Consider the following 24,835-nt stretch of genomic DNA (forward strand, 5'->3'; position numbering starts at 1 on the left):
GCAGCGACGGTACGGACGGCCGGGTCTCAGGCTCCGTTGATGAACTTCCGCAGCCGCGTGGCGAACGGATGCGTGACGCTCACGTTGCCGCAGAAGATCTTCCCGACCACCACGACGTGCAGCGGGCCGAACGGCGCACCGCCGCGCACCTTGGTGGTGGCGCTGGACGCGACGGTCTCGACGCCGTTGATGTCGGCTGTGGCTTCCGCGGGAAGGACGATGGAGATCGAGCTGAACGAATCGTTCATCTCGATCCGCACCACCTGCGTCTGCATCACCGCCTCGGTGAAGTCGAGAGTGACCGAGGAAGCGAACGTGTCGAGGCGAATGGCCGGCGGGACGTCCCACCGGCCCTTGCGGGTGAGCGACGACAGGCGCCCCTTGAGCACGAGCGGACCACCGGGCCCGACGGCCGGGTACGCCGGAGCGGCGCTCGCGTGAGGCTGGACCGGGAAGGCCGCTGTCGCCTGCGGGAGGTACTCGGGCCGCATCTGGATGCCGGGCAGGTCGACGAGGACCTGGTTCAGATCGCCGCGGGTCTTGGCTGCCAGAACGGTGTCCATCCGTTCGGTGAACTCACCGAGCGAGAGCATTCCCTGTCCCACGGCTCGCTGAAGAAGCTCACCCACATGTTCACGTTCGGCGTCGGAAACGCGCAGATCCTTCGGGTCCATGCGTACAGAATAGGATCCGCGACACAGTTCGTCCCGACCGGAACGTCCGGTATCACGCCGTGCCGCCACCCGGTGAGGCCACCGCGCAGGGAGAATCCCGTCACTCTTCGCCCCGAAGGTGACCACCACGCGCTGTGACCGTCCCGACAATGGTTTGATTTGAAGTCGTGCTGAGGTCCTATCGAGCCGTCGCCGCGACATTGCGTAGTCGCTGGCCGCTGTATATGGCCTCGATGGGCGCATCGAACCTGTTCGGCGCCATGCTCGTGTTCGCGTTCGTGCGTTACGGCGTCCCGTTCGCGGACGAGGATTTCAACACGATCGACCGTGTTCAGAACTTCACCGTGTTCGCGGTCTACCTCGTCTTCGCCGGAATCGTGAGCCTCACGGCGGCCGCGCTCATGCTCCGCTCGGTCGTGCGCTGGCAACTGCGCGGTGGTCCACCGACGCGGGCCGAGCAGATGGCGGCCCTCCATGCGCCGCTGCGACAGGCGATCGTGCACCTCGGGCTGTGGCTGCTCGGCGGCGTGCTGTTCGTGTTCCTCACCGCCGGGGAGACGCCCTCTCTGGCAGTAGCGGTGGCGATCACCGTGGCGATGGCCGCGACGAGCACGTTCGGTTTCACCTATATGCTCGGTGAGCGGATTCTGCGTCCTGTCGCCGCCCGCGCGCTCAGTGAAGGAAACTTCGACCGCACCATGGCTCCCGGTGTGGGCACCCGCCTGGCCATGACGTGGGGGCTCGGCACCTTGATGCCCGTCGCGGGGATCGTCCTACTGTGCGTCACCCAGCTCACGACCGAATCGTCGTTCACGCCCGACGCGCTGGCGTTCGCGGTGCTGGCGCTCGCCGTGACGTCCATCCTGCTGGCCCTCGTGCTGTCGTTGCTGACGTCGGCGCAGATCTCCGATCCGATCAAGCAGTTGCGCTGGGCGATCGAACGGGTGCAGCGCGGTGCGTCGGCTGTGCAGGTCGAGGTCTTCGACGGCAGCGAGATCGGGCGACTCCAGGTGGGCTTCAACCGGATGATGGCCGAGGCCGACGAGCGACGGCGACTGCGCGAGTTGTTCGGTCAGCACGTCGGCGAGGACGTTGCCCGGCGGGCGCTGCAGTACGGCACCGAACTCGGCGGCGAGACCCGCTACGTGGCGGTGTTGTTCGTGGACATGGTCGGATCGACCGCCACGGCGGCGGAACGGCCCCCGAACGAGGTCGTCGACCTCCTCAACGAGTTCTTCCGCGTGGTGGTGGAGGTCGTGGACCGGCACCACGGCTTCGTCAACAAGTTCATGGGCGACGCGGCCCTGGTGATCTTCGGGGCACCGCTCGATCGACCCGACGCCCCGACCGCTGCGCTCGCGGCGGCCCGCGAACTGCGCTTCGCGCTGGACGACATCACCGGACTCGACGTCGGTATCGGTGTCTCCGCAGGCCTGGCGGTGGCAGGCAACATCGGCGCCGCGGAGCGCTTCGAATACACCGTCATCGGAGATCCGGTGAACGAGGCGTCGCGTCTGACCGAACTGGCCAAGCTCCGTCCGAGCCGGGTCCTCGCGTCGTCGAGTGCCCTGTATTTCGCCGACGACGACGAGCGCGGCCACTGGGAACTCGGCGACGAGGTGCAGCTTCGCGGCCGGCGCAGGGTCACCCAGCTCGCCTCACCCGTCCGGTATCCGAGCGGCCGCCGTCCCGGCGACGACGCCACGGAACAGGGGGAGTGAGAGAGGGGGCACGTCACCGGCGGACCTCAATTGCGCCATCTACATACCCACGTCGGTTACGGTGAATGGCGTGGCGCAGCCGCAGCAAGACCTCTCTGGCCCCGACGCCGCACCGCGCCGGGGCCGTTTCCTGTGGGTCAAGTGGCTGGTGGCCGGCGCTCTCGTCGCGTTACTCACGGTGGAGGTCGTCTACCTGTGGCCGACGATGAGCGACTCGTGGAAGGCCCTCACGGAAATCCATTGGGGCTGGTTCGCGGCCTGTCTCGCGGCGCAGATGATCTCGCTGAGCGGCTTCGCGGGCGTCCAGCAACGGCTGTTGCACGCAGGCGGTGTGCGAGTGGGTCATCTCCGCTCGGCGTCGGTCATCTACGGGAGCACCGCCATGGCGGTGACCCTGCCGGCCGGCCCGGTGTTCTCGACCGCCTTCACCTACAAGCAGACCCGCAAGTGGGGCGCCACCCCGGTGGTCGCGTCGTGGCAACTCGCGATCTCGGGAGTCATCGCCGCGGTCACCCTGGCGTCCGTGGGGGTCGCGGGCGCGTTCGCGGTGGGTACGCGCATCAGCCCCGTGACGCTTGTACTGTCGCTCGCCGGCCTGATCGTGCTGTTCTACGGGCTTCGCTACGTCGCCCGCAATCCGTCGTCGATCGAAGCGGCGGGTACACGCGTGCTCACCCGCTTCAACAGGTTCGCGGGGAAGCCCGAGGACGCGGGATTCAGCGTGTTCGACCGGGTACTCGCTCAGCTCGAGGCCGTCGAACTCGCACGACGCGACGGGATCGCCGCGGTGGCGTGGTCCGCCGTGCACCGCGTCTTCGACGTCGCGTGCCTCGGTTTCGCCTGCTGGGCGGTGGGAGGTACACCGTCGGTCGCCGGGTTGTGCATCGCGTTCGCCGCCGCCAAGGCGGTGGGCAGCGTACCGCTCGCGCCCGGAGGCCTCGGGTTCGTCGACGGGACCCTCATCGCGACGCTCACGGCAGCAGGCCTCACTGCGCCGCAGTCGCTGGCCGCGGTGTTCGTGTACCGCGCGGTGAGCTTCGGGTTCGTGGCGCTCGCCGGCTGGGGCACCATTGCGGTGATGTATCGCGGCAGCAGCGCGGACGAGGACATCGACGCCGCGGCGGAACGCGAGGAGCAGGATCGCAGTGCCGTCGCGCGACGTCGCAAGCCGGTGGCCGGTCCGGACGCCGCTGCCCTCGACGTAGCCGCACCTCCCCCGGACGCTGTCGCGTCTGCCCCTGAGGGTGGCGTGACCAGCCCGGATGCTCCCGGAGGCACCGCTGACGATCCCGGGCGCCGTCCGGACAACGTCGAATCCGTGTGATCCCGACCACTCATTAGTTGCGCACGCAACCAAATCGTGCCATCGTCGTCCTCACCAAGTTGAAGGTTCAACGATTCGAGGAGTTTCGCACATGACTACCGCCACCACCACCTTCCCCGGCCTCACCGCAGGAACCTGGGCGCTCGATCCCGTCCACTCCAACGTCGGCTTCACCGTCCGCCACCTCATGGTGAGCAAGGTCCGCGGCAGCTTCCAAGACTTCTCCGGCGCGATCACCGTTGCCGAGGACGGCACCGCATCGGTTCGCGCCGACATCCAGGTCGCGTCCATCACCACCAAGAACGCCGACCGCGACGCACACATCCGGTCTGCCGACTTCTTCGACGCCGAGCAGTTCCCGGTCGCATCCTTCGTCTCCACCGGCATCCGTCGGGACGGCGACGACTACATCGTCGACGGTGACTTCACCCTCCGCGGTGTCACCAAGCCGGTCGAGCTGCGCCTCGAGTTCAACGGAGTGAACGCGGGCATGGGCAACGGCCCGGTCGCCGGATTCGACGCCACCACCGTCATCAACCGCAAGGACTTCGGCATCTCCATCGAGATGCCGCTCGAAGGCGGCGGCGCCGTCGTCGGCGACAAGATCACCATCCACCTCGAGATCGAGGCAGGCCTGCAGGCCTGATCGTCCGAGTCTCGACGGGCGTTCCTCCTCACGGAGGGACGCCCGTCGGCGTCTGCGGGGTCCGTTCGCGCCGGCGCTACCCTGAAAGCCGTGAAGAAGTACGCTCCCGCGCTGGTCGTCGACGTGGTCCTCATCGTCGTGTTCGCAGCCCTCGGCCGATCCAGCCACGAAGAAGTCCTCGATCTCGTCGGTCTGGCACGCACCGCGTGGCCGTTCCTCGGCGGCCTGACCGTCGGCTGGTTCCTGCTCGTGTGGCTCTACCGCGAGAAGTTCGACGCGTTCGCTCCCGCACCCACGGGCCTTCTCGTCTGGGTGAGCACTCTGGTCGGCGGCATGTTGCTCCGCGCGGCAACCGGTCAGGGCACCGCAACCGCGTTCATCCTGGTCGCGACCGCCTTCCTCGGCGTAACCCTGATCGGCTGGCGAGTTGTCGCCCGGGTGATGCGACGGTCCGAGGCCCGAACGTGACGACCGCCATGTTGTGATTTTTCGAGATCAATTGGCTCGAGGATGTACCGCGGTGAAACAGTGGATATATGACTGACACCGCTTCAGTGCCGGAGTCGCGATCCGATAAGAGGTTTTTCGGCCAGCCCTTGGCGTTGGCGAACCTGTTCGGCGTCGAGATGTGGGAGCGATTCTCCTTCTACGGCATGCAGGGCATCCTCATCTACTACCTGTACTACTCGGTCAACGAGGGTGGGCTGGGGATCAGCAACGCCGCCGCGACCTCCATCGTCGGCGCCTACGGCGGCACGGTGTACCTGTCGACGATCCTCGGGGGATGGATCGCCGACAGGCTGCTCGGCTCCGAACGAACGCTGTTCTACAGCGCGATCCTCATCATGTTCGGTCACATCGCGCTTGCGCTCCTCCCCGGCTTCGTCGGAGTCGGCGTCGGTCTCGTGCTGGTTGCGGTGGGCAGCGGCGGTCTGAAGGCCACCGCCACGTCGATCGTCGGTGACCTGTACGACGAGAAGGACGAGCGCCGCGACGCCGGATTCTCCATCTTCTACATGGGCATCAATCTCGGCGCCCTCGTCGGTCCGCTCCTCACCGGCTTCCTGCAGACCCGCTACGGATTCCACTGGGGCTTCGGCCTCGCCGCGGTGGGCATGGCACTCGGCCTGCTGCAGTACACGCTCTACCGCAAGCACCTCGGCAACATCGGCAAGGTCGCCCCGAACCCGCTGCCGGCCGAAAGCCGGATGCGCGTCGCCGGGATCGCTGTGGCCGCGATCGTTCTGGTCGTCATCCTCGCCTCCACCGGGATCATCTCCGCGGGCAGGTTGTCCGACATCGTCGTCGCTCTGACGGTCATCGCGACGATCAGCTACTTCGTCATCATCCTGTCGAGCAAGAACATCTCCACGGTCGAACGAAGCCGGGTGGTGTCGTTCATCCCGATGTTCGTGGCGAGCGCCGTGTTCTGGTCGCTGTTCCAGCAACAGTTCACGATGGTCGCGGTGTACGCCGATACCCGCTTGAACCGCGACCTCTTCGGCTGGGAGTTCCCGCCTTCGTGGGTCCAGTCCATCAACCCGGTGTTCATCATCGCGTTCGCGGGCGTCTTCGCTGCCCTGTGGACCAAGCTCGGACCGCGCCAGCCCTCGTCGCCGATCAAGTTCGCAGCCGGCACGATCATCATGGGCATCGCGTTCCTGTGCTTCATCCCGATGGCAGGCGGCGGCGCCAACAGCGCTCCGCTGCTCGGCCTCGTCGGCATCCTCCTGCTCTTCACGTTCGCGGAGTTGCTCCTGTCGCCGGTCGGCCTGTCGCTGACCACGAAACTCGCACCGAAGAGCTTCCATACGCAGATGGTCGCGTTGTTCTACCTGTCGGTCGCGCTGGGCAGTTCTATGGCCGGCACGCTCGCCGGGTTCTACGACCAGAACAACGAGGTGCCCTACTACCTGTGGATCGGTGGTGCCTCCATCGCGGTCGGCATCGCCCTCGCAGTGGGTTCGCCCTGGATCAAGAAGCTGATGCACGGCGTGAACTGACGCCGTCCGGGCGGTCTCGCCGCGACACCGTGGGCCCTCGTCACTTCAGTGCCAGCCACGCGGCGAGACCGAATCCGGCGATCGCGACACCCACGCGGAGCGCCGTCGGGGGGATCCGCGCGACCAGCGGCGGTCCGCACCACCCACCGAGGAACGCCCCGAGCGCCATCGCCAGCGCCGCCGGCCAATGCACGGGACCGAACACGGCGAATCCGATCGCCGCCACGAGGTTCGCGATACCGAGCAGATAGCTCTTGAGAATGCTCGCGCGCCAGATGTTCTCGGAGGTACAGATCAACGTCACCGCGAGGATCATGACGCCGGCGCCCGCACCGAAGTAACCGCCGTACACGGCGACCACGAACAACGCCGCCGCAAACGTGCGCGGCAGGTCCCGGCCGTGCGCCAAAGCGCGAATGCGGGGCTGCAGCAGAAGCGCGAGCGAGGCGAGCGCCACCAGATACGGCACGACGGCCTCGAACGACCCGGCCGGAGCGACGAGCAGCACCCACGCACCGAGCGCGCCACCGACCGCCGCGTATGCCGTCCATCGCCACACGCGTGGCCCGGTCTCGACGACCTCGCGCGCGGAGTTGCTGAGCGCACCCACCCCGACGCCGACCATCGCGACCGTGTTCGTCACGTTCGCGTCAACCGGAGGCAGACCGACGGCGAGCAACGCCGGATACGACACGAGCGACGCGAGCCCGGTGACGAAGCCGATCACCCCTGCGAAAAACCCCGCCACCACGAGCAGCAGCAGGTCCAGGACGGTCACGATCGCAAAACCTACCGGCTGCGGTGCCCGGTCGCGCGGCCGGACGACCGGCTACCGGGGTACGCGGCGTCCGAAGACAGCAACGTCCGAAGACAGCAACGTCAGAAGTAGGCAGCGTCGGGTTGGGCGAGTTTGCTCAGGAACGTGTCCGCGACCTTGATCGCGCGGTCTCCACCGTCGGCATCGGCGACGAACACCGCGAAGGCCAGGTCGCCGCTGTAGCCGTAGAACCACCGATCGTCTCCACCCGCGGCGGCGACACCCGACAATCCGGCATGCCTGCGGAGGAACGACGCCGGGCCCTTCTGCACGTTGTCGATCATCATGCCGCGCATCGCGTCGATGACGTTGGGCGGAAGTGCGTCGACCGGATCGTTGATCGTCGCGGGCTGGCCCTGCACGATCGACGGTGCCACCGCCTCGCCGCGGGCCACGGACGCAGCGAGGACCGCCGCACCGAGCGGGCTGATGAGCGCATCGTCGCCGCCCGATCCGGTGAACTGCACGACCCCGGACCGGGTGTTCCCGATCTCGCTGGTCTCGAAATCGAACCCGGGCACGCTGACGTCGAGTCCGAGACCGAGCCTGCGCGCGGTCTCCGCGAGATCTTCCGAGCTCACATCCGCGCTGTCGATGCCCTTGTCGAGTCCGGCGGCCAGGCGCACCGGGTCGAGGGTGCCGCCCGCCGGATACATCCCGTGTGTCGCGACCGGACCGAGTTCCATCGCCCAGTTGTTCACGTCGGCGGCGAGAACTCCGCCCGTGGACGGCTGGATCGCGACGAGCGCGGTGGGCGTGCCCGTGGTGACCACCGCTTCCTTCGCGGCAAGCTGCACCTTCGAGTCCACCATGGCGTTCAGATCGGGAGGCGGCGGTCCCTGGAAGCCCGCAACCTGGATCGGACCTTCCTCGGGATCTTCGAGGGTGACCGCCCATCCCGCGGTGCGGTCGCGCTCGAGTTGCCACGCCGAGCGCAGCGTGTCGAGCAACGGCGTGGAGATCCGCCGGTCGGCGCTGATCAACGTGGGGGTCTGGATCACCTCGACACCGGGGATGGCCGCGAGATCGCTTTCCAGGAACTGGTAGTCCTGATCGCGCAGTTTCACGGCGGTGATCCGGTTGCCCGGGTCGCTCGCGAGCCGCTCCTGCATCAGTTGCGCGGTGATGACGGGTGCAACCGGCGCGAGCACCTCGGCCAACCGGGCCGTGGTGGCACCCGGGTCGGGCATCGCCGCGGGGTCGAGCACGACGGCGTTGATCGGCTGCTCCTCCATGAGGAGGCGACCGGCGCGGTCGAAGATCTTCGGAGGCGCGGCGTCGGTGCGGACGTGGTGGACGGTTCGTCCGCCGCCGAGGTCGGGCACGATGATGTCCGGGTCCCAGGACACCCGCCACCCGACGCCCAGTTTTCTCACCGCGCCGTCGACCTGGTAGCTCCAATCCATGCCCTCGCCGAAGTTCCATGCGGCCGAGAGCGTGAAATAGCCGGACTCGCTGTTCAGTTCGACGAATTGTGAGACTTCGTAATCCACCGTGCCGTCCGACAAGCCGTCGAACATCTGCCCGATGGCGCCTTCGGCTGCGCTCGGGTAGGACGTGAGCGCGGCCGCGGCCGCGGGGTCGCGGTCGTCGAGGGCAGCGACGAAGTCATCGACGAGGCCGCGTGCGTCGGTCCGTGAGCCGGTGACGACGAAGGTGGTGATTGCCACCGCGACAGCCAAAACGACGACAGCCGTGAGGGCGAGCACTCGCGTACGCCCCCTGCGCCGCCACTCACCGAATCCCATGCCTACCAACCTTCACTTCGGCCACAGGGGTAACAAGCACGGCTCGTCTACGAACGAATCACAATTACGCCACACGTCCGATCTACCCCCTCAACCACCTGCCGGCGGCCTCGACTGCGGGAGCCGAACCGTTCGCCCCTGCCACGAACACTGCGAAGGCCAGATTATCGCGTGATCCGACGAACCATCCGTGCGCCCCGTCGTTTAAACCGTACTCTGCGGTCCCGGTCTTTCCCGTCAGATCGGGGATGTCTCGCAACAAACTGGCTGTACCTTCGGTTACGGTCTCCCGCATCATCGTTCGCAACGCATCGGTGACCGTGCGAGGCGCAGGATCCACCTGCTCGTCGACGGTCGTCTCGCGCCCGTCCACGAGTACCGGCAGGGGCGCGCTGCCGTTCGCGACGGCCGCCGCGACGAGCGCCATCCCGAACGGACTCGCGGTGACCTCTCCCTGTCCGATCGCGGATTCCACGCGCGCCGAAGGGGTGTCCGTTTCCGGTACCGATCCGGTGACGGTCACAAGCCCGGGCGTGATGTAGTCGGCGCCGAGCCCGAATTGGAGGGCCGCGTCTCGCAACGCGGTCGAGGACAGGTCCATCGAGAGTTGTCCCATCGTGGTGTTGCACGAGAAGGCGAACGCAGTGTGCAACGGCACCGCGCCGAGGTCGAAGCTTTCGTCGTTGGGGATGGTGCGGTCGCCGATGGTCGCCACGCCGGGACACGGCAGCACCGTATCCGGAGTAGCGAGCCCGGCCTGGAGCGCGGCGGAGGTGGTGACGACCTTGAAGGTGGAGCCCGGCGGATACAGACCGGTCAGCGCGATCGGTCCTTCGCCGTCGGCGGCGGCGTTCTGCGCGACCGCCCGGACGGCGCCCGTCGAGGGTTCGATACCGACGATCACGGCAGGGGTGTCGAGGGACGCGAGGGCGGCTTCCGCGCGGGTCTGCAGGTCGAGGTCGATCGTGGTGGTCAGGTCGGGCGCGTCGGGTCCTGTCTCGCCGGCCACCTGCTGGGTGGATCCGTCCGATGCGACCTTCTGCACGACCCATCCTGCGGACGCGGCCTGCCCTTCGTCCCACAGCTCCACCAGCCCGGACCACACTGGTGAGGCCAGCGCCCGGTCGGCGACCAGCAATCGGCTCTGCGGCACGAGCGTGACGCCGGGCAGTGCGGCGAGTTGCTGCTCGATGGGCGCGAGGTCTTCCTCGCGCAACGCGATCGCGGTCAGTGACGGCCCGGGTGCTTTCGCGCGGTCGGCAGCGAGCGACTCGGCGGTGATCGTCGGAGCGACGGGCGCGAGCAGCGGGGCTACGGCAGCAGGATCGGCGGTCGCGTCGAGGTTGACCAGGGTGACGACCTGTTCGCTGAACAAGGTGCCGCCCGACCGGTCGTAGATGTTCGGTGGTGTGCCGGCCGTGGTCAGGACACGCAGCGACGCTCCGTCGGTGAGTTCGGGGGAGAGTACCGCCGGGTCCCAGCGCACCCGCCACGAATCGGCTTCCTCTACGGCCGATCCTGTCGTGCGGTACGCCCAGTCACGGCCCTCCCCGAAGTTCCAGGCCACGTCCAGGTCGAAGGTGTCGCCCTCGCCTGTCTCCGCGACACTCACCGCCGGATCGGTGCCGAGGCCGTCGAACAATTCGGTGATCACGGCGGCGGCGGAACCAGGGTCGGTGGTGAGCGCGGCCGCCGCCTGCACATCGCCGGCGTCGAGTGCGGATGCGAACTCCGCGGCTACCGTCTCCGGTTGATCCGGCCCGAATCCGCACCCGGCCGCCGCCAGCACGAGGGCCAAGGTCACGCCTGCAGGAACCCACCGCCGTCGAATACGCACGACATCGATCATGCCCAAACTTTCGTGCGCGTGCCGGAAAGCACACGCCGACGGGCCGTCGCGCGGGTGGAGATATTCGCTTGCACGACTGTCGTGGCCCACCTACCGTGGTGTTCGGCCCTGCCCCCGATCGATCGGAGAACTGCGTTGCTCCAGTAGTGGATTTCGACCACGCGGCATTACCGCGATCGATCCCACCTGTCAGGAGCAACCATGTCTTCGCCCTCGGGCATCACCTTTTCGGGCGTCACGTACGACCATCCCGACGGCACCCGCGTCTTCGAGAAACTCGACGCGACGTTCACACTCGGCCGCACCGGTTTGGTGGGACGCAACGGAAGCGGGAAGAGCACCCTTCTCCGTCTCGTCGCGGGAGACCTGCGGCCCCACAGCGGGTCGGTGACCGTCCGCGGTCGCGTCGCCTTCCTCCGTCAGGACGTGACGCTGGACCCTGCGATAACGGTCGCGGCAGTCCTGGGGCTCGATCGGATACGAAATGCTCTGCGACGCATCGAATCCGGTAGGGGTGAGGACGCCGACTTCGGTGTCGTGGGCGACCGGTGGGACATCGAGGAGCGAGCACTCGCGCTCGTCCACCGGCTCGGCATGAGCCGGATCCTCCACGACGACAACGACTTCGATCGAACCGTCGGCGCTCTCTCCGGCGGCGAGACGATGCTGCTCGCCCTCACCGCACGGTTGCTCGAGGAACCGGACGTGCTGTTGCTCGACGAACCGACCAACAACCTGGACGGGGAGGGACGGGCACGGTTGCAGGAGGCGCTCGACCGCTTCCCGGGCACCGTCGTCGTCGCGGGGCACGACCGCGACCTTCTCGACCGGATGGAGACGATCGCCGAACTGCGCGACGGACACCTCCGGTTGTTCGGCGGCGGTTACAGCGAGTACGAGCAGATCATCGCGGCAGAGCAGCAGGCCGCGCGCGCCGCATTGCGCGACGCCCGCAGCGATGTCCGGAGGCAGAGCCGGGATCTCGCGGCCGCCGAATCGACACTCGCCCAACGACAGCGATACGGCCGCAAGATGTTCGAGCAGAAACGCGAACCGAAGATCGTCATGGGTGCCCGCAAACGGCAGGCGCAGGAGTCGGCGGGCCGGTACCGCCGTGAGCACGAGGCGAATCTCGATTCCGCGCGGGCTCAACTCGAGCACGCGCAGGACGCGGTGCGCGAAGACCGGGAAATCCGTGTGGACCTGCCGGAAACCACCGTGCATTCAGGTAGCCGCGTCACGGAGGGGCCACTGGAAATCGTCGGCCCGGAGCGCATCGCGCTCGGCGGTCCCAACGGATCGGGCAAGACGACGTTGCTCTCCCGCATCGTCGACGCCGGCCCACTCGTGCCGTTCGCGGTCCTGCCACAGCGACTCGACATCTTCGACGACGAACTGTCGGTGGTGGAGAACGCGCAACGGCGGGCACCCCACCTCCCGCCCCAGCAGATCCGGGCCCGGCTCGCGCGGTTCCTCTTCCGCGGCAGCGACGGCGACGCGCCCGTCGGAGCACTGTCCGGCGGCGAACGTCTGCGGGCGGCACTCGCGATCGCCCTCGCCGCCGATCCGCCACCCCGCCTGCTGTTGCTCGACGAACCCACCAACAATCTCGACCTGCCCAGCCTCGAACATCTGACCCAGGCATTGCGCGGGTTCGCCGGGGCCCTCGTTGTCGTCTCTCACGACAGGCGATTCCTCGACGACGTCGGTATCACCCGGTGGGTCACACTGGGCACATGAGTTTCATGATCGAGACCGCCGACGGCACCCGGATCTCCTATTCGATCGCCGGCCCGGACCGAGAGGACGCGCCCGATGTGATGCTCGTGCACGGCAGCGCGTTGTCGTCCGCCGTGTGGCGCGGCTTCGGCTACGTGCGTGCGCTGCGCGACCGGTATCGGTTGACTCTGCCGGACCTGCGCGGGCACGGTCGCAGCGATGCCCCGCACGACCCGGACGCCTATGCGATGGACCGCATCGTCGGGGATCTGCTTGCCGTTCTCGATGCCGCCGAGGTCGAGCGCACCCATTACGTCGGGTATTCGTTCGGAGCGAGGGCAGGACTGGCACTGGCCATCGCCGCCCCCGAGCGTGTCGCGAGCCTCGTCCTGCTCGGCGGCAGCGCGAGGCCGCAACGCGGGGCCATGGACGCGATGTTCTTCGGCGGCTGCATCGAGGTGCTCGAGCGCGACGGCATGGAGGGATTCGTCCGCGACTGGGAGCAACACCGGGGCGCACCGGTGGACTCGTCGACGCGGGCGGCGTTCCTCGCCAACGACCCCCTCGCCCTCGCCGCGTACTTCCGGCGCTCGGATCGGGAGCCCGGCATCGACGACGAGACCCTCGAAAAACTCGAGGTGCCGACGCTGGCGGTCGCCGGGTCGGAAGACCACATGCGGGTGGACGACACCCGTGCCATGTCCCGCGCGATTCCCGGCGCCCGCCTGGCCGTGCTGCGCGGGTTCGATCACGCGACGACCGTGGCGGCGTCGCCCGAGGTCCTCTCCGTGATCGAACCGTTCCTCGCTGCCCGAACCGCCTCGTGACGGGTCGCGCGCTCAGCTCACCGCTGCAGGACGGCGAGCGGCCATCGCTTCCGCTATCAGCGCCTTGACCGCCCGTTTCATCACTTCGACGGCGTCGGGCACGGGAAGACGCAGCACGTCGCGGAGCGAGACCCACATCGGCCACGTCGTGGCGATCGCGAGCGAACTTTCGATCTGGCAGCGCAACTCGCTGCCGACACCGTCGAATTCTCGCGCGAACAGCACCCTCGCTTCGAATGCCGCCCGCTCGAAGTAGCGCAGCCGATTGTGCTGGAGTTCCCGCGAGAACGGTGCCCGGACTTCCGACGAACGGGCAAACGGTGCGATGTACTCGAGCATTTCCGCACGCTGGCGGCAGTACGCGTCGATCCGCACCGCGAGCGGCAACGACGGATCGATCGGCTCGTAGGCGTCGTCCTGCCGGCGTAAGAGTTCGGCGCCCGTGGCCTCGAACAACTTCTCCAGATCACCGAAATGGCCCCACAGCGACCTCAACGACACACCTGCACGTGCCGCGATCTGCGCTCCCGTGGGTTTGAGTTCGCCACCTCGGATCAACGCCAGATGCGCCTCGATCACCGCCTGCCGCGTGCGTTCGGCACGCGCCGACCGCCCGTCGACATGGCCGCGTGGCCGGACTCCGGTTTCAATATCGTACGCGTACATCGCTCCCCCGATTTCCGCTCGATAACTATGTACCGGCCACTCCCCTCGTCGGTGGCCGGATTGTTGTATCGCCGAGAATAGACGACACGCCGGACGAAAATGAGGACGTCCGGCGTGTCGAATTCGGAGCCGATGAAACTACCTGGACAGCAACCCCTTCGCTATGTGCGTCACCTGGATCTCGTTGCTCCCCGCATAGATCATCAGCGACTTCGCGTCTCTCGCGAGTTGTTCGACGCGATATTCGGCCATGTATCCGTTTCCGCCGAACAACTGCACCGCTTCCATGGCCACGTCCGTCGCGGCGCGCGACGAGTACAACTTCATCGCCGAGGCCTCGGACAGACTCACGGGCTTGCCGGCCTCCGCGCGTTCGATGGCACTGAACACCATGTTCCGCACGTTCACCCGCGCGATCTCCATTTCCGCGAGCTTGAGCTGGATGAGCTGGAACCGCCCGATTTCGCTGCCCCACAGCTTGCGGGAGTGGGAGTACTCGACGCACAGCTCGAGGCACTGCTCGATGATGCCGAGGGACAGATACGCAATGCCGATCCGCTCCGCCGCGAACGACTCCTTGGCGCTGTCCTTACCGTCGCTCTTGCCGCTTTCCTCCGTTTCGCCGAGGAGGCGGTCGGGGGTGAGGCGGACGTTGTCGAAGAACAATTCACCGGTGGGCGACGAATTCATGCCCATCTTCTTGAACGGCGGGCTCTGGGTGAGCCCTTCCATCCCCTTGTCGAGCACGAACACCAGCACCTTGCGGTCGCGGCGGTCGACGGAGGCGTCACCCTCGTCGAGTTTCGCGTAGACGATGATGACATCCGCATAGGGACCGTTGGTGATGAACGTCTTCTGGCCGTTGAGGATGTAGTCCTCACCGTCGCGGCGGACCGTCGTCTTCATTCCGCCGAAGGCATCGGACCCGGAATCGGGCTCGGTGATCGCCCACGCGCCGACCTTTTCGAAGGTCACGAGTTCGGGCAGCCACCGCTTCTTCTGCGCGAGGGTGCCGCGACTGCGGATCGTCCCGGCGGTCAGTCCCAGGCTCACGCCGAGCGACGCCACGAGGCCGAGGCTGACACCCGCGATCTCGATGTTGAGGAGCGCGGCCATACCCGGCGAACCGCCCATGCCGCCCCCGGACGACTTCTCGCCCGATTCTTCCTTCGCGAGGGCGCGTTCGAGCGATTCGCGCGCCATCTCGTCGATGCCGAACGTCGAGTACAACTTGCGGATGATGTCGTAGGGCGGCAACTCACCCGACTCGAGTCTGTCGACATGCGGACGGAGTTCCTTCTCGATGAATCCGCGCAGTGCATCGCGGAACATGAGGTCTGTATCTGACCACTCGTACATCCCCGAAATATAGAACACGTTCCGGTTTCTGTATACGCTCCGCATGGACCGTGGCCGTGCCGAAACCACCCGGACGGCGAGGATCCGGGGTTACTGTTTCGGCCGGACACGCTGCCCGGGAGGTCTCGAATGGATGTCGTGGCGCTGCACATGAGCGACGGGTTGATCGATCCGCGCGCCTCCACGTTGTTCTACGTAGTGGCGGCGATCGGCATGTGCCTCGCTGCGTGGTGCGCACGCAGCGATCTCCACGTGCACACCGTGCCGTTCGCGGCGCTGGTTACAGCACTGATCTTCGCGGTGCACACGGTCGCGGTGCCGATCCTGCCCGGCGTCGGCGGGCACGTGGTCGGTGCCGCGATCGCCGCGATCCTGCTCGGCCCGTTCGTCGGCGCACTGAGTATGGCGCTCGTGCTCACCGTGCAGTCGTTCGTGTTCGCGGACGGTGGCCTGTCCGCACTCGGCGCCAACATCACCAACATGGCACTCGCCGCCGTCGCCGCCGCGTTCCTCGTCGCGGTGGCGATGCGTGCCCTGCTCGAACGGCGTTCCACATCCCCCACGCTCGCGTGGGTCCTGGTCTGCCTCGTCGCAGGGTTCGCATCCGTGTTCGCGGCCACCGCCGGATTCGTCGTCGAATATGCCCTCGGAGGTGCCACGGTCACCCCCCTGACGACTGTGGGATATCTGTTCGCCGTGCACATTCCGGTCGGAATCGTCGACGGAGTGGTCACAGCGCTCGTGGTGATTGCCGTCGTCCGGGCGCGCCCCGCGTCGGTCTTCCTGTCACGGAAGCCGGACGCACCGGTCCGGAGCGCCGGACGGTCGCGGGGACTGCTGCTCGCCGGCCTGGCATTCGCGGCATTGCTGCTCGCGGGAATCGCCTCCCCTCTCGGGTCGTCCGCGCCCGATGCACTGGAAGCGGCGACGCTGCGAGGATGCGCCGCCGGACCGGAGGCAACCACGGGCGAGTGCATGGCACGCCACGTCGAAGAACACCGCCTGGCCGGTAGCGCGCTCGCCGGCTACACGGTGGGTGACCGGCCTGGATCCGAGGGATTCGCCGCTCTGCTGGGGACTTTCGGCACCTTCGTTCTCGCTGGAATCTGTTTCCGGGTGCTCGCGCCGCAGGAGGAGAAGCGCACTGCGGCGACCGCGGCGTGAGTGCCGGGACCGTCCCCTATTGGGGTTTCGGGGTCAGCACGAACACCGGCAGCGTGCGGTCGGTGCGGTGGGCGTACAGCTTGTAGTTCGGCCACGTCTTCAGCAGCACCGGCCACAACCGTTCGCGCTCTTCACCTTCGGCGATCCGCACCGACACCGGAGTCCGGTGTCCCTCGTGGAGCACCTCCGCCTCGTCTGCCTCGCTCAGATTCAGTGCCCAGACCGGTGGCTTGGGGTGACCCCAGTTCGAACCGACGACGAGCCAGTCGCCGTCGTGCGGCACGCACAGCAGCGGGGTCGTGTGCGGCACGCCGGTCTTCCGTCCACGGACCGTGAGCGCGAGCGACGGCAACCCCCCGATCTTGAGAAGTGTGAACTTCCCACGCGTGAGGCGTTGAATGGTCTTGTCCACTTTGATGATCGGACGCGAGTAGTTCGGGAGCCACGACAACCGCCCGATGCGGATCGCGAGCGGACGGAAGGGATTCACGGCGTTACCCTTCCCAGGTTGCGAGCACGGTGCGGGCTGCGGTGACGACGGCCAGCGGCTGATCGATCATGGGATGATGTCCCGCCGCAGGCAGTTCCACCATCAGAGCGTCCGGGCCGAGGTGCCGGCGGATCCGCGCGGCGAGCGTGTCGTCCACGATTCCGTGCTCGCTCCGGAAGTACGCCAACCGGCATCGCGCTGTCATACTTTCGAGGCTGCCGCGTCCTTCGCGCCCCATGCGGAGATTGTCGAATTTCCACGACCACCCGCCCTCGACCTGCTTCAAGGATTCCCGCGCGATGTGGTCGAGGACGTAGGGCTCGGCTGTGTCCTGCGGCGGGACGAGACGGAAGCGGGCCACTGCCGCGTCTACCGACGGATACACCTTCGGCGGAACCGCATTCGCGACGATCTTCGCCCGCATCTCGAGTTCCTCGGGAGTCATGTCACGAATCGGGGAATCGAGAATCATCACGCCGCCGAGCCGGTCGCCGTGCAGGTGTGCCGTTGCGAACGACACGATCCCGCCCATGCTGTGCCCGATCAGCACCGGACGCCCGGTTATCCCCCCTGCTGCTGCTGCGGCAAGCACCTCTGCAGACCACGCCTCCAGAGAGTAGTGCTCACGGTGCATGCTGTCCCCGTGACCGCTGAGATCGAGCGCGACGACTCGGCGGCCCAGGGCCAGTTGCGGTCCGATGTGATCCCACCAGCCCGAGTGCGCCATTCCGCCGTGCACGAGAACCACACCGGGGCTTCCGGCATCACCCCACGCGCGGTAGGCGGTGGACACACCGTCGACGTCGACGGTGCCCTTGTCGACAGGCGTTTCGAGGGCGTCGACAAACCAACCGGGAGCAGCTTCGTTATCGATCATTCTCCGAACTTATGCGAGATGTGACGCCGGTGAGCATTCGGGCCAGCATTTCGATTCTCGGATCATCCAATTCGGGCTGGGGGTGCACGGTCGACGACACCGCCTCACCGTCGAACATGTGCACGAGCGAGAACAGCACCATGTCGAACTGTGTGGGCGGCAATCGGTCTGCGACCGGCAACGACCTGCCGAACTCGGCGATCTGCGCGTGGTACCGAGCGGCCATCGGCGCGAGGTGACCGCGCAGCGCCGGATCGGTGCGGGCCGCGCCGAGAAGTTCGTACCAGGCCGCATTCATCGGGGCCCGGCACGCCTTTCGCAACAACAGCAGGCAGGTACGCACCACGTCGATGGTGGTATCGGCACCGCTGCGCTCCTCCAGACGTCCGAGCACCTCGAGTCCTGCCCGGAAGTTCGCGAACTGGCGGTCGCTCACCTCTTCGGCCGCCGCGACCATCAGGTCGAGTCGCGTGGGGAAATGCCGGAACACGCCCCCCGACGACACTCCCGAACGTCGGCACACCTCCCCGATGGTCGTGGAGGTGTAGCCGCGTTCGGCGAGCGAAGCGATCGTCGCGTCGAGGATGCGGCCGATCGTTTCCTCGCGCCGTTCCTTCTGGGTGCGCCGGGGCAGATGCTCACCCTGCAGGACGGGCACCGCTACCCCACCGAGGCCGACGACTCCATCGTCCGCACCGGCGCGGGTCCGCGTTCCTCCACACCCGCTCGCAGGAAGCGACCGGTGCCGACGGTGCGCCCGTATCCCGGTACGAACTCCCCGTCACGGAAGACGACCTTGCCGGCCACAGCGGTCGCGGTGACCGCCCTGTCGTTGCGGTTCACCATTCTCCGCAGTCCGCCGAATTCCTCGAGCGGCGCTTCGTGGTACCGATCCGTGTCCTCGTCGAGGCCGGCCGGATCGATGACGACGAAGTCGGCACGGTCGCCGATGCGCAGGTGACCGGCGTCGACTCCGTAGAAGTCCGCGAGTTCGCCGGTGAGTTTGTGGACGGCGGTGTGCAAGGGCAGCACCGGCTTTCCGCGTTGCTCGCCTTCGTGGATCCGGCGAAGCAGGCAGATGCCGAAGTTGTAGAACGCCATGTTGCGCAGGTGTGCTCCGGCATCGGAGAAGCCGAGCGTGATGCCTTCCGTGCGAATCAGCCGATCGGCGACCTTGGGACGATCGTTCGCGATCACGGTGTGCCACCGGAATTCCCGGCCGTGCTCCACGACGAGGTCGAGGAAGGTGTCCACGGGGTGAAGCTTGCGCTCCCGGGCGACGTCACCGATCGACCGGCCGACGAGCGAGTCGTCCGGGCATTCCACGATGCGGGTGTCATTGAAGTCGCGGTGCCAGACGCGCGGCGAGAACTTCTTCTCGAAGTCCCGGCGGAACCACCGGCGGTACGCCTCGTCGCGCAACAGGTCGTTGCGGCCCATCTCCTCCTGGAGATGCAGCGCCGCGCGGCCCGAACCGAACTCCTCGAACACCACGAGATCGATTCCGTCGGAATAGACTTCGAAGGTCGTCGGCAGATGCTGCCAGCGGAACGCACCCTTACCGATCTTGTTGGCGGCGAACGCGATCGGCCCGAAGATCCGGTTGACCCACCGCTCCGCCTTGGTGTCGGCGGCGGCGAGGACGGACGTCTTCATCGGCTTCCTGCCGAACCCGGTACTCGCGGCGGCGAAGAACGCGACGTCGTACTTGGTGTTGAGATTGGGGACCGCCTGGAGGACCCGTCCGCGACGGCGCAGAATCCTGTGCAGTCTTCGGAATTCCGACCAGGTGGCATGCGTCGACGGCAGCGTGCGCGAGCGGTAGCGGTCACCGTCCATCTTGTCCCACGGATTCGTCATCGTGGAGACGCCGAGGAAACCTGCGTCGAGGGCTTCGGACACCCGCGCGTCGATCGCGGCGAGTTCGTCGCGGGTCGGCCGGTTGGCACCGTCCGTCGAGCGACCGAGGCCCATCACCGAGGCCCGCACATCCGAATGCCCCACGAATGCGGTGACGTTGGGGCCGAGCGGCAGAGCATTGAGCGTGTCGATGTATTCGCGCGGCGAATTCCAGGTCTTGGAACGTTCGAGGGCGGTGAGCACGTGCTCGCGCGGCAGCGCTTCGACCCGGCTGAACAGGTCGGCGGCGTCGATGGGCGGGACGTACACCGTCGAGATCGAGCAGTTGCCCATCAGCACGGTGGTGACGCCGTGCCGCACCGACTCGGGCAGGCCCGGCCCGACGAGCACCTCGGCGTCGTAGTGCGTATGCGTGTCGACGAAGCCGGGCATCACCCACCGGCCTCCGGCTTCGACGACCTCGGTATCCGGGCCGACCGGCAGTTCGCCGGAGGTCGCGGCCGCGACGACACCGTTGCGGATTCCCAGGTTGCGGACAACCCCCGGGGACCCCGTTCCGTCGAACCACAGGCCGCCGCGCACGACGACATCGAAATCTTCGTTCTTGTGATCCACACCACTCATGGGGGCGAGTGTAACCCCAATTAGAGGTCGCGCACTCTCCAAATCCCGTTCCGTTTCCGGGCAACCCCGTCCACCCCCGATATGCTGCGGAAATGACCTCGTTTCCGGAACTCGACGAAACCCCCGTACTCGTCGTCGACCCCGACGTCCTGCAACGCAACCTCACGCGCATGGCCGAATCGGCCGAGGCACGTGGACTTGCGCTGCGCCCGCACGCGAAGACACACAAGTGCGTCGAGATCGCGCGCCGTCAACTCGAGGCGGGTGCCCGGGGACTGACGGTCGCGACGGTCTCCGAGGCCGAGGTGTTCGCCGACGCCGGTGTCGACGACCTCTTCGTGGCGTATCCGTTGTGGGTGGACGCGGCGCGAGGTGCACGGATCCGAGCACTCGCCGGCCGGGTCCGGCTCACGGTCGGCGTCGAGTCCGCCACCGGTGCGCGAGCGCTCGCCGCCCACGCCGGGACGGGTACCCGCGCGCTCGTCGAGATCGACAGCGGACACCATCGCACCGGGGTTCCTCCCGAACGCGCCGGCGACGTCGCGGTGGCCGCCCATGACGAAGGCCTCGACGTGGCCGGTATCTTCACCTTCCCCGGACACTCGTACGGTCCGGGTGTTCGCCCGCGAGTCGCCGCCGAAGAGTCGGCCGCACTCACCGCGGCAGCCGCGTCCCTGCGCGCGGCCGGCATCGAACCCGTGGTGATCAGCGGCGGTTCCTCACCCACCGCGATGATCGAAACTCCGACGGAAGCAACGGAATTGCGTCCCGGCGTATACGTGTTCGGCGACGCCCAGCAACTCGAACTCGAAGCGATCACCGAGCAGGACATCGCACTGTCCGCATTGGCCACCGTGGTGTCGGCACGCGACGACGTTCTCGTCCTCGATGCCGGGAGCAAGATTCTCGGTGCCGACCGCGCGCCGTGGGCGAGTGGATACGGTCGCATTCTCGGGACACCCGACGCCCGGATCGTCGCGTTGTCCGAACATCACGCCACCGTGCAGTGGCCCGATGGCAGTCCCCGGCCCGCGCTCGGTGAGCGGGTGCGCGTGGCGCCGAACCACGCGTGCAACGCGGTGAACCTCGTCGACGAGTTGGTGGCGGTCTCCGGCGATGCGGTCGTCGGGACGTGGGCGGTCGCGGCACGCGGATGCAATACCTGATCCGCGCCCGGTCCCAATAGGCTCCGTTGCACCACTGAACCCCGACCTCGCCGGACGGGTCTTCCCACCGACGTCGTATCTCGTCGGACGCGAGAAGATTCGCGAGTTCGCTCGTGCCGTGCGATCGAAGAATCCGATCCACCACGATGTGGATGCCGCGCGCGCCGCAGGGTTCGCCGATGTCGTCGCCCCGACCACCTTCACCACCGTGGTCCAGAGCCCGGCGGTCGTACAACTGCTGGAGACGCCGGGCACCGGCCTCGAATTGCGGCGGACCGTCCACGGCTCGGAGAAAATCGAGTATCACCGCCCGATCGTCGCCGGCGACGACCTGGCCGCCACGATGATCATCACCGATGTCACCGAACGCGCCGGGAGCGCGATCCTCTCCACCGTCTGCGAGATCCGGGATACCACCGGCGATCCGGTCGCCACCATCACATCGACACTGCTGCACCGGGGGGACGACGAATGACTCGGAGCACGGCACCGCGATTCGACGATCTCGAACTCGGAGTGATCGTCGCCAAGTCCGACGTGAAGGTCACCCGCACGGACCTGGTGCGTTACGCCGGTGCGTCGGGCGACTTCAATCCCATCCACTTCGACGACGAGGTCGCGGCCGAGGAGGGGTTGCCCGGGGTGCTCTGCCACGGAATGCTCACCGCAGCGCTCGGATTGCAGGTGGTCGTCGATTGGGTCGGCGACCCGACCTCGGTGGTGTCGTACGAAGCCCGCTTCACGCGGCCGGTCGTCGTAGATCCCGTGGACGGGGCCGACCTGTCGATCTCGGCGAAGGTCGCCCGGCTCGACGAGGAGGAGCGGGTGGCACGAGTGGACATCACCGTCTCCGCCGGAGGCCGGACCGTCCTCGGGAAGACGCAGGCCCGTATTCGATTCTCGTCCTGACCCGGCGGGATCGCACACGCCGCGAGAGGATGCATCACGTGACCGGAATGCACCAGGCTCGTCTCGCCGTCGCCTTGCTGGCGGCAACTCTCGTGGCGTGCGCGTCACCGTCCACCCCCGCTGTCGACGAGGAGCCCACCCGGGCCACCTCCGTGACGACCGGGTCTGCGGCGTCCGAGGCAGGCGTTCCGCGTGTCACCGGGACGGTCGCATCCGGGCTCGGAACCCCGTGGGGCATCGCGTTCCTGCCCGGCGGTTCCGCGCTCGTCACCGAGCGTGATTCGGGCCGGGTCCTCGATGTCGGCGCGGACGGCTCGATCCGCGAAGTCGGCCGCATCGACGATGTCGTCGCGCAGGGCGAATCCGGGCTTCTCGGCATCGCCGTCTCCCCTGCGTTCGAGACCGACGGTCTGGTCTTCCTGTACGTCACGACCGCTGACGACAACCGCATCGTGCGCGCGGTCTACGACGGCACGGCGCTGTCGGAGCCGTCGGTGATCCTCGACGGCATCCCCGCCGCGCGGATCCACGACGGTGGCCGCATGGCGTTCGGCCCGGACGGACTGCTGTACGCAGCGACGGGAGAGGCGGGCGACGGTGAACTCGCCCAGGACCCGGCGTCGCTCGGCGGCAAGATCCTCAGGATCACCCCCGACGGTGCACCCGCCCCGGGTAACCCGGACCCCGCGTCGCCGGTCTATTCGCTCGGACACCGCAATGTGCAGGGCCTCGCGTTCGACGACGAAGGTCGCCTGTGGGCGTCGGAGTTCGGCCAGAACGACGTCGACGAACTGAATCTCGTAACGCCGGGGGCGAATTACGGCTGGCCCGAGGTGGAGGGCAGCGGAGGCGCACCGGAGTTCACCGACCCGGTCACGACCTGGCCGGTGGCCGACGCGTCACCGTCCGGCCTCGCGTACGCCGATGGACGACTGTGGATGGCCGCTCTGCGGGGAGAACGCTTGTGGAGCATCGAGGTCGGGGCCGACGGCACCGCCTCCGCACGAGAGTTCTTCGTCGGCGAGTACGGGCGGCTCCGAACCGTCGCCGCCGCGCCGGACGGTTCACTGTGGCTCACCACCTCGAACCGGGACGGTCGCGGGCAACCGGGCGACGACGACGATCGCATCCTGCGCGTCGAAATATCCTGAGCGGATCAGGGAACGAGTACGACGACCGTTTCGGCGACCAGCGCCGGCTTGGTTCCGTCCTCCACCTCGACGACGTAGTTCACCACCACGTTTGCACCCTTCGCAGTGCGTTCGAGCGACTTGAATTCGGCTCCCGCACGGATCCTGGAACCGACGGGCACCGGCGCCGGGAAACGCACCTTGTTCGCGCCGTAGTTGACCTTCATGGTCACTCCCTCGAGCGAGAAGATCTGCGCGCCGAGTACCGGCAACAGCGAGAGGGTGAGGTAGCCGTGGGCGATCGTCGTGCCGTACGGGCCGTCCTTCGCTTTCTCCTGGTCGACGTGGATCCACTGGTGGTCGCCGGTGGCGTCGGCGAACAGGTTCACGCGCTCCTGGGTGATCTCCATCCACTCACTGCGGCCGAGATCCTCCCCGACTGCCTTCTCGACTTCGTCGATTCCGTTGAAAACTCGCATTGCCGCTCCTGTTTCGGGTTGTGGCGGGAGTTCAGTTCGCTGTCCGCCTGAGGGTGACGCGGTAGGTGTAGTGCTCCGGCAGAAAGTAACTCACCGACAGCTCCACCGGTAGGCCTTCGGCGTTCGAATAAAGACGGTCCACTCGTAGCAGCGGATGTCCTACCGCACAGTCCAACTCGGACGCGACCTGATCGGATGCGGGCGCGACCGTGATCGACTGTGCGGCCTCGGTGATGGGGCTGTCCAGATGCGGTTCGAGTAGCCCGATCACCGTGTTGCCGCTCGACGCACCGGCCTGCAATTCGGGGGCGCCGAGCACGTGGGCGGCGATCTCGTCGGGGAGATAGATGGTAGTGAGCACGAACGGGGTGGACCCGTGAACGCGTCTCAGTACGACCGAGTACAAGAGGTCGGTGTCGAGCCGCAACCGGCTCGCGGCATCGATGTGAGCGCCCCTGCGCAGCGGGACCGCGATCTGCATGAGAGTGTCGGCCGACAGCGCGAGCAGATCCTCGATCGACCCCAGCCTGCGCCGATACCGCCGGCTCGACTCGTTGGCGAACGTTCCCCGCCCCGGGACGCGGTAGACGAGGTCGTCCGCCACGAGGTCCTGGAACGCACGACGTACCGTCTGCCTGCTCACCCCGTGCTGCCGGGCGAGTTCCGCTTCGGTGGGCAGGCGGGTTCCGTTGCTGTACCGGCCTGCTTCGACCTCCGTGCGTAACCGGCGCGCGACCTGCGCGTAGGCCGGTTCCGTCTCCCGTGCCCTGCTGTCCACGACCG

The 24,835-nt window shown here is 67.3% G+C and carries 24 protein-coding genes; 12 read left to right on the forward strand and 12 right to left on the reverse strand.

The features are described from left to right. Positions 1 to 26: 26 nt before the first annotated feature. Complete coding sequence (locus tag AC0B44_RS13260; protein ID WP_471903321.1) at positions 27 to 674, reverse strand: DUF1707 SHOCT-like domain-containing protein; 648 nt, start codon at positions 672 to 674, stop codon at positions 27 to 29. A gap of 224 nt (positions 675 to 898) precedes the next feature. Between AC0B44_RS13260 and AC0B44_RS13265 the strand changes: the two genes are divergently transcribed. From AC0B44_RS13265 to AC0B44_RS13285, 5 genes are all read left to right on the forward strand, one after another. Continuing rightward, positions 899 to 2,395: an adenylate/guanylate cyclase domain-containing protein gene (locus tag AC0B44_RS13265; protein WP_471903378.1), complete on the forward strand. Its 1,497-nt coding sequence runs from the start codon at positions 899 to 901 to the stop codon at positions 2,393 to 2,395. 70 nt (positions 2,396 to 2,465) lie between these two features. Continuing rightward, positions 2,466 to 3,719, forward strand: coding sequence for a lysylphosphatidylglycerol synthase transmembrane domain-containing protein (locus AC0B44_RS13270; protein ID WP_471903322.1), 1,254 nt, complete (start codon positions 2,466 to 2,468; stop codon positions 3,717 to 3,719). A 91-nt stretch (positions 3,720 to 3,810) separates the two neighbouring features. After that, positions 3,811 to 4,365, forward strand: coding sequence for a YceI family protein (locus AC0B44_RS13275; protein WP_471903323.1), 555 nt, complete (start codon positions 3,811 to 3,813; stop codon positions 4,363 to 4,365). A gap of 90 nt (positions 4,366 to 4,455) precedes the next feature. After that, positions 4,456 to 4,833: a DUF3054 domain-containing protein gene (locus AC0B44_RS13280; RefSeq protein ID WP_471903324.1), complete on the forward strand. Its 378-nt coding sequence runs from the start codon at positions 4,456 to 4,458 to the stop codon at positions 4,831 to 4,833. Between the two features lie 68 nt (positions 4,834 to 4,901). Beyond that, entirely contained in the window at positions 4,902 to 6,368 is a 1,467-nt protein-coding gene (locus AC0B44_RS13285) for a peptide MFS transporter (RefSeq protein WP_471903325.1), read from the forward strand. Between the two features lie 40 nt (positions 6,369 to 6,408). Here AC0B44_RS13285 and AC0B44_RS13290 read toward each other — a convergent pair whose 3' ends face one another. From AC0B44_RS13290 to AC0B44_RS13300, 3 genes are all read right to left on the reverse strand, one after another. Beyond that, positions 6,409 to 7,146, reverse strand: coding sequence for a sulfite exporter TauE/SafE family protein (locus AC0B44_RS13290; RefSeq protein ID WP_471903326.1), 738 nt, complete (start codon positions 7,144 to 7,146; stop codon positions 6,409 to 6,411). Positions 7,147 to 7,247: 101 nt separating this feature from the next. After that, a complete protein-coding gene (locus AC0B44_RS13295) occupies positions 7,248 to 8,933 on the reverse strand; it encodes an NTF2-like N-terminal transpeptidase domain-containing protein (protein WP_471903327.1) in 1,686 nt (561 codons plus the stop codon). Positions 8,934 to 9,015: 82 nt separating this feature from the next. Beyond that, the gene (locus AC0B44_RS13300; RefSeq protein ID WP_471903328.1) at positions 9,016 to 10,782 is read right to left on the reverse strand and encodes a penicillin-binding transpeptidase domain-containing protein; all 1,767 of its coding nucleotides are present in this window, start codon (positions 10,780 to 10,782) and stop codon (positions 9,016 to 9,018) included. Positions 10,783 to 10,983: 201 nt separating this feature from the next. On the opposite strand from AC0B44_RS13300, the gene AC0B44_RS13305 reads away from it, so the two are divergent. Then, positions 10,984 to 12,522: an ABC-F family ATP-binding cassette domain-containing protein gene (locus tag AC0B44_RS13305; protein ID WP_471903329.1), complete on the forward strand. Its 1,539-nt coding sequence runs from the start codon at positions 10,984 to 10,986 to the stop codon at positions 12,520 to 12,522. Next, complete coding sequence (locus AC0B44_RS13310; RefSeq protein WP_471903330.1) at positions 12,519 to 13,328, forward strand: alpha/beta fold hydrolase; 810 nt, start codon at positions 12,519 to 12,521, stop codon at positions 13,326 to 13,328. The genes AC0B44_RS13305 and AC0B44_RS13310 overlap by 4 nt, the downstream gene beginning before the upstream one ends. Before the next feature lie 12 nt (positions 13,329 to 13,340). On the opposite strand, the gene AC0B44_RS13315 is transcribed toward AC0B44_RS13310, so the two are convergent. Together AC0B44_RS13315 and AC0B44_RS13320 are read right to left on the reverse strand one after the other, a co-directional pair. Continuing rightward, the gene (locus tag AC0B44_RS13315; RefSeq protein ID WP_471903331.1) at positions 13,341 to 13,994 is read right to left on the reverse strand and encodes a TetR/AcrR family transcriptional regulator; all 654 of its coding nucleotides are present in this window, start codon (positions 13,992 to 13,994) and stop codon (positions 13,341 to 13,343) included. 138 nt (positions 13,995 to 14,132) lie between these two features. Further along, positions 14,133 to 15,353, reverse strand: coding sequence for an acyl-CoA dehydrogenase family protein (locus AC0B44_RS13320; RefSeq protein ID WP_471903332.1), 1,221 nt, complete (start codon positions 15,351 to 15,353; stop codon positions 14,133 to 14,135). Between the two features lie 129 nt (positions 15,354 to 15,482). Here AC0B44_RS13320 and AC0B44_RS13325 point away from each other — a divergent pair, with 129 nt between their 5' ends. Then, positions 15,483 to 16,517, forward strand: a complete 1,035-nt coding sequence (locus AC0B44_RS13325; RefSeq protein WP_471903333.1) for an energy-coupling factor ABC transporter permease — start codon at positions 15,483 to 15,485, stop codon at positions 16,515 to 16,517. A gap of 16 nt (positions 16,518 to 16,533) precedes the next feature. Here the strand turns inward: AC0B44_RS13325 and AC0B44_RS13330 are convergent, their stop codons facing one another. Genes AC0B44_RS13330 through AC0B44_RS13345 form a run of 4 tightly spaced genes read right to left on the reverse strand, consistent with a single transcriptional unit; the run spans position 16,534 to position 20,368 of the window. Further along, positions 16,534 to 17,007 carry a nitroreductase family deazaflavin-dependent oxidoreductase gene (locus tag AC0B44_RS13330; protein WP_471903334.1) on the reverse strand — a complete coding sequence of 158 codons (474 nt, stop codon included), beginning with the start codon at positions 17,005 to 17,007 and terminating at the stop codon, positions 16,534 to 16,536. Positions 17,008 to 17,011: 4 nt separating this feature from the next. After that, positions 17,012 to 17,884 (reverse strand): alpha/beta fold hydrolase, encoded by an 873-nt coding sequence (locus tag AC0B44_RS13335; protein WP_471903335.1) that lies wholly within the window; start codon positions 17,882 to 17,884, stop codon positions 17,012 to 17,014. Then, entirely contained in the window at positions 17,874 to 18,542 is a 669-nt protein-coding gene (locus AC0B44_RS13340) for a TetR/AcrR family transcriptional regulator (protein WP_471903336.1), read from the reverse strand. Before AC0B44_RS13340 ends, AC0B44_RS13335 begins: the two co-directional genes overlap by 11 nt. A gap of 2 nt (positions 18,543 to 18,544) precedes the next feature. Then, the gene (locus AC0B44_RS13345; protein WP_471903337.1) at positions 18,545 to 20,368 is read right to left on the reverse strand and encodes an N-acyl-D-amino-acid deacylase family protein; all 1,824 of its coding nucleotides are present in this window, start codon (positions 20,366 to 20,368) and stop codon (positions 18,545 to 18,547) included. A gap of 92 nt (positions 20,369 to 20,460) precedes the next feature. Here AC0B44_RS13345 and AC0B44_RS13350 point away from each other — a divergent pair, with 92 nt between their 5' ends. Genes AC0B44_RS13350 through AC0B44_RS13365 form a run of 4 tightly spaced genes read left to right on the forward strand, consistent with a single transcriptional unit; the run spans position 20,461 to position 23,594 of the window. Beyond that, complete coding sequence (locus AC0B44_RS13350) at positions 20,461 to 21,534, forward strand: alanine racemase (RefSeq protein ID WP_471903338.1); 1,074 nt, start codon at positions 20,461 to 20,463, stop codon at positions 21,532 to 21,534. A gap of 34 nt (positions 21,535 to 21,568) precedes the next feature. After that, positions 21,569 to 22,009 carry an FAS1-like dehydratase domain-containing protein gene (locus AC0B44_RS13355; RefSeq protein WP_471903379.1) on the forward strand — a complete coding sequence of 147 codons (441 nt, stop codon included), beginning with the start codon at positions 21,569 to 21,571 and terminating at the stop codon, positions 22,007 to 22,009. Further along, the gene (locus AC0B44_RS13360) at positions 22,006 to 22,443 is read left to right on the forward strand and encodes a MaoC/PaaZ C-terminal domain-containing protein (RefSeq protein WP_471903339.1); all 438 of its coding nucleotides are present in this window, start codon (positions 22,006 to 22,008) and stop codon (positions 22,441 to 22,443) included. The genes AC0B44_RS13355 and AC0B44_RS13360 overlap by 4 nt, the downstream gene beginning before the upstream one ends. 47 nt (positions 22,444 to 22,490) lie before the next feature. Then, positions 22,491 to 23,594 (forward strand): PQQ-dependent sugar dehydrogenase, encoded by a 1,104-nt coding sequence (locus AC0B44_RS13365; RefSeq protein ID WP_471903380.1) that lies wholly within the window; start codon positions 22,491 to 22,493, stop codon positions 23,592 to 23,594. A 5-nt stretch (positions 23,595 to 23,599) separates the two neighbouring features. On the opposite strand, the gene AC0B44_RS13370 is transcribed toward AC0B44_RS13365, so the two are convergent. Both AC0B44_RS13370 and AC0B44_RS13375 read right to left on the reverse strand, forming a co-directional pair. Beyond that, on the reverse strand, positions 23,600 to 24,052 hold the full coding sequence (locus AC0B44_RS13370; protein ID WP_471903340.1) for a MaoC family dehydratase: 453 nt from the start codon (positions 24,050 to 24,052) through the stop codon (positions 23,600 to 23,602). Positions 24,053 to 24,083: 31 nt separating this feature from the next. Continuing rightward, the gene (locus tag AC0B44_RS13375) at positions 24,084 to 24,830 is read right to left on the reverse strand and encodes a GntR family transcriptional regulator (RefSeq protein WP_471903341.1); all 747 of its coding nucleotides are present in this window, start codon (positions 24,828 to 24,830) and stop codon (positions 24,084 to 24,086) included. Positions 24,831 to 24,835 lie beyond the last annotated feature (5 nt).

The sequence above is a fragment of the Rhodococcus sp. NPDC019050 genome, assembly GCF_055664235.1.

Bases quoted from the DNA above. Each gene is read 5' to 3' on its own strand.
- AC0B44_RS13285 (WP_471903325.1), top strand. From the start codon at position 4,902: ATGACTGACACCGCTTCAGTGCCGGAGTCGCGATCCGATAAGAGGTTT.
- AC0B44_RS13305 (WP_471903329.1), top strand. From the start codon at position 10,984: ATGTCTTCGCCCTCGGGCATCACCTTTTCGGGCGTCACGTACGACCAT.
- AC0B44_RS13315 (WP_471903331.1), bottom strand. From the start codon at position 13,994: ATGTACGCGTACGATATTGAAACCGGAGTCCGGCCACGCGGCCATGTC.
- AC0B44_RS13300 (WP_471903328.1), bottom strand. From the start codon at position 10,782: ATGATCGATGTCGTGCGTATTCGACGGCGGTGGGTTCCTGCAGGCGTG.
- AC0B44_RS13345 (WP_471903337.1), bottom strand. From the start codon at position 20,368: ATGAGTGGTGTGGATCACAAGAACGAAGATTTCGATGTCGTCGTGCGC.
- AC0B44_RS13260 (WP_471903321.1), bottom strand. From the start codon at position 674: ATGGACCCGAAGGATCTGCGCGTTTCCGACGCCGAACGTGAACATGTG.
- AC0B44_RS13365 (WP_471903380.1), top strand. From the start codon at position 22,491: ATGCACCAGGCTCGTCTCGCCGTCGCCTTGCTGGCGGCAACTCTCGTG.
- AC0B44_RS13370 (WP_471903340.1), bottom strand. From the start codon at position 24,052: ATGCGAGTTTTCAACGGAATCGACGAAGTCGAGAAGGCAGTCGGGGAG.
- AC0B44_RS13335 (WP_471903335.1), bottom strand. From the start codon at position 17,884: ATGATCGATAACGAAGCTGCTCCCGGTTGGTTTGTCGACGCCCTCGAA.
- AC0B44_RS13275 (WP_471903323.1), top strand. From the start codon at position 3,811: ATGACTACCGCCACCACCACCTTCCCCGGCCTCACCGCAGGAACCTGG.
- AC0B44_RS13320 (WP_471903332.1), bottom strand. From the start codon at position 15,353: ATGTACGAGTGGTCAGATACAGACCTCATGTTCCGCGATGCACTGCGC.
- AC0B44_RS13350 (WP_471903338.1), top strand. From the start codon at position 20,461: ATGACCTCGTTTCCGGAACTCGACGAAACCCCCGTACTCGTCGTCGAC.
- AC0B44_RS13310 (WP_471903330.1), top strand. From the start codon at position 12,519: ATGAGTTTCATGATCGAGACCGCCGACGGCACCCGGATCTCCTATTCG.
- AC0B44_RS13265 (WP_471903378.1), top strand. From the start codon at position 899: ATGGCCTCGATGGGCGCATCGAACCTGTTCGGCGCCATGCTCGTGTTC.
- AC0B44_RS13360 (WP_471903339.1), top strand. From the start codon at position 22,006: ATGACTCGGAGCACGGCACCGCGATTCGACGATCTCGAACTCGGAGTG.
- AC0B44_RS13295 (WP_471903327.1), bottom strand. From the start codon at position 8,933: ATGGGATTCGGTGAGTGGCGGCGCAGGGGGCGTACGCGAGTGCTCGCC.
- AC0B44_RS13325 (WP_471903333.1), top strand. From the start codon at position 15,483: ATGGATGTCGTGGCGCTGCACATGAGCGACGGGTTGATCGATCCGCGC.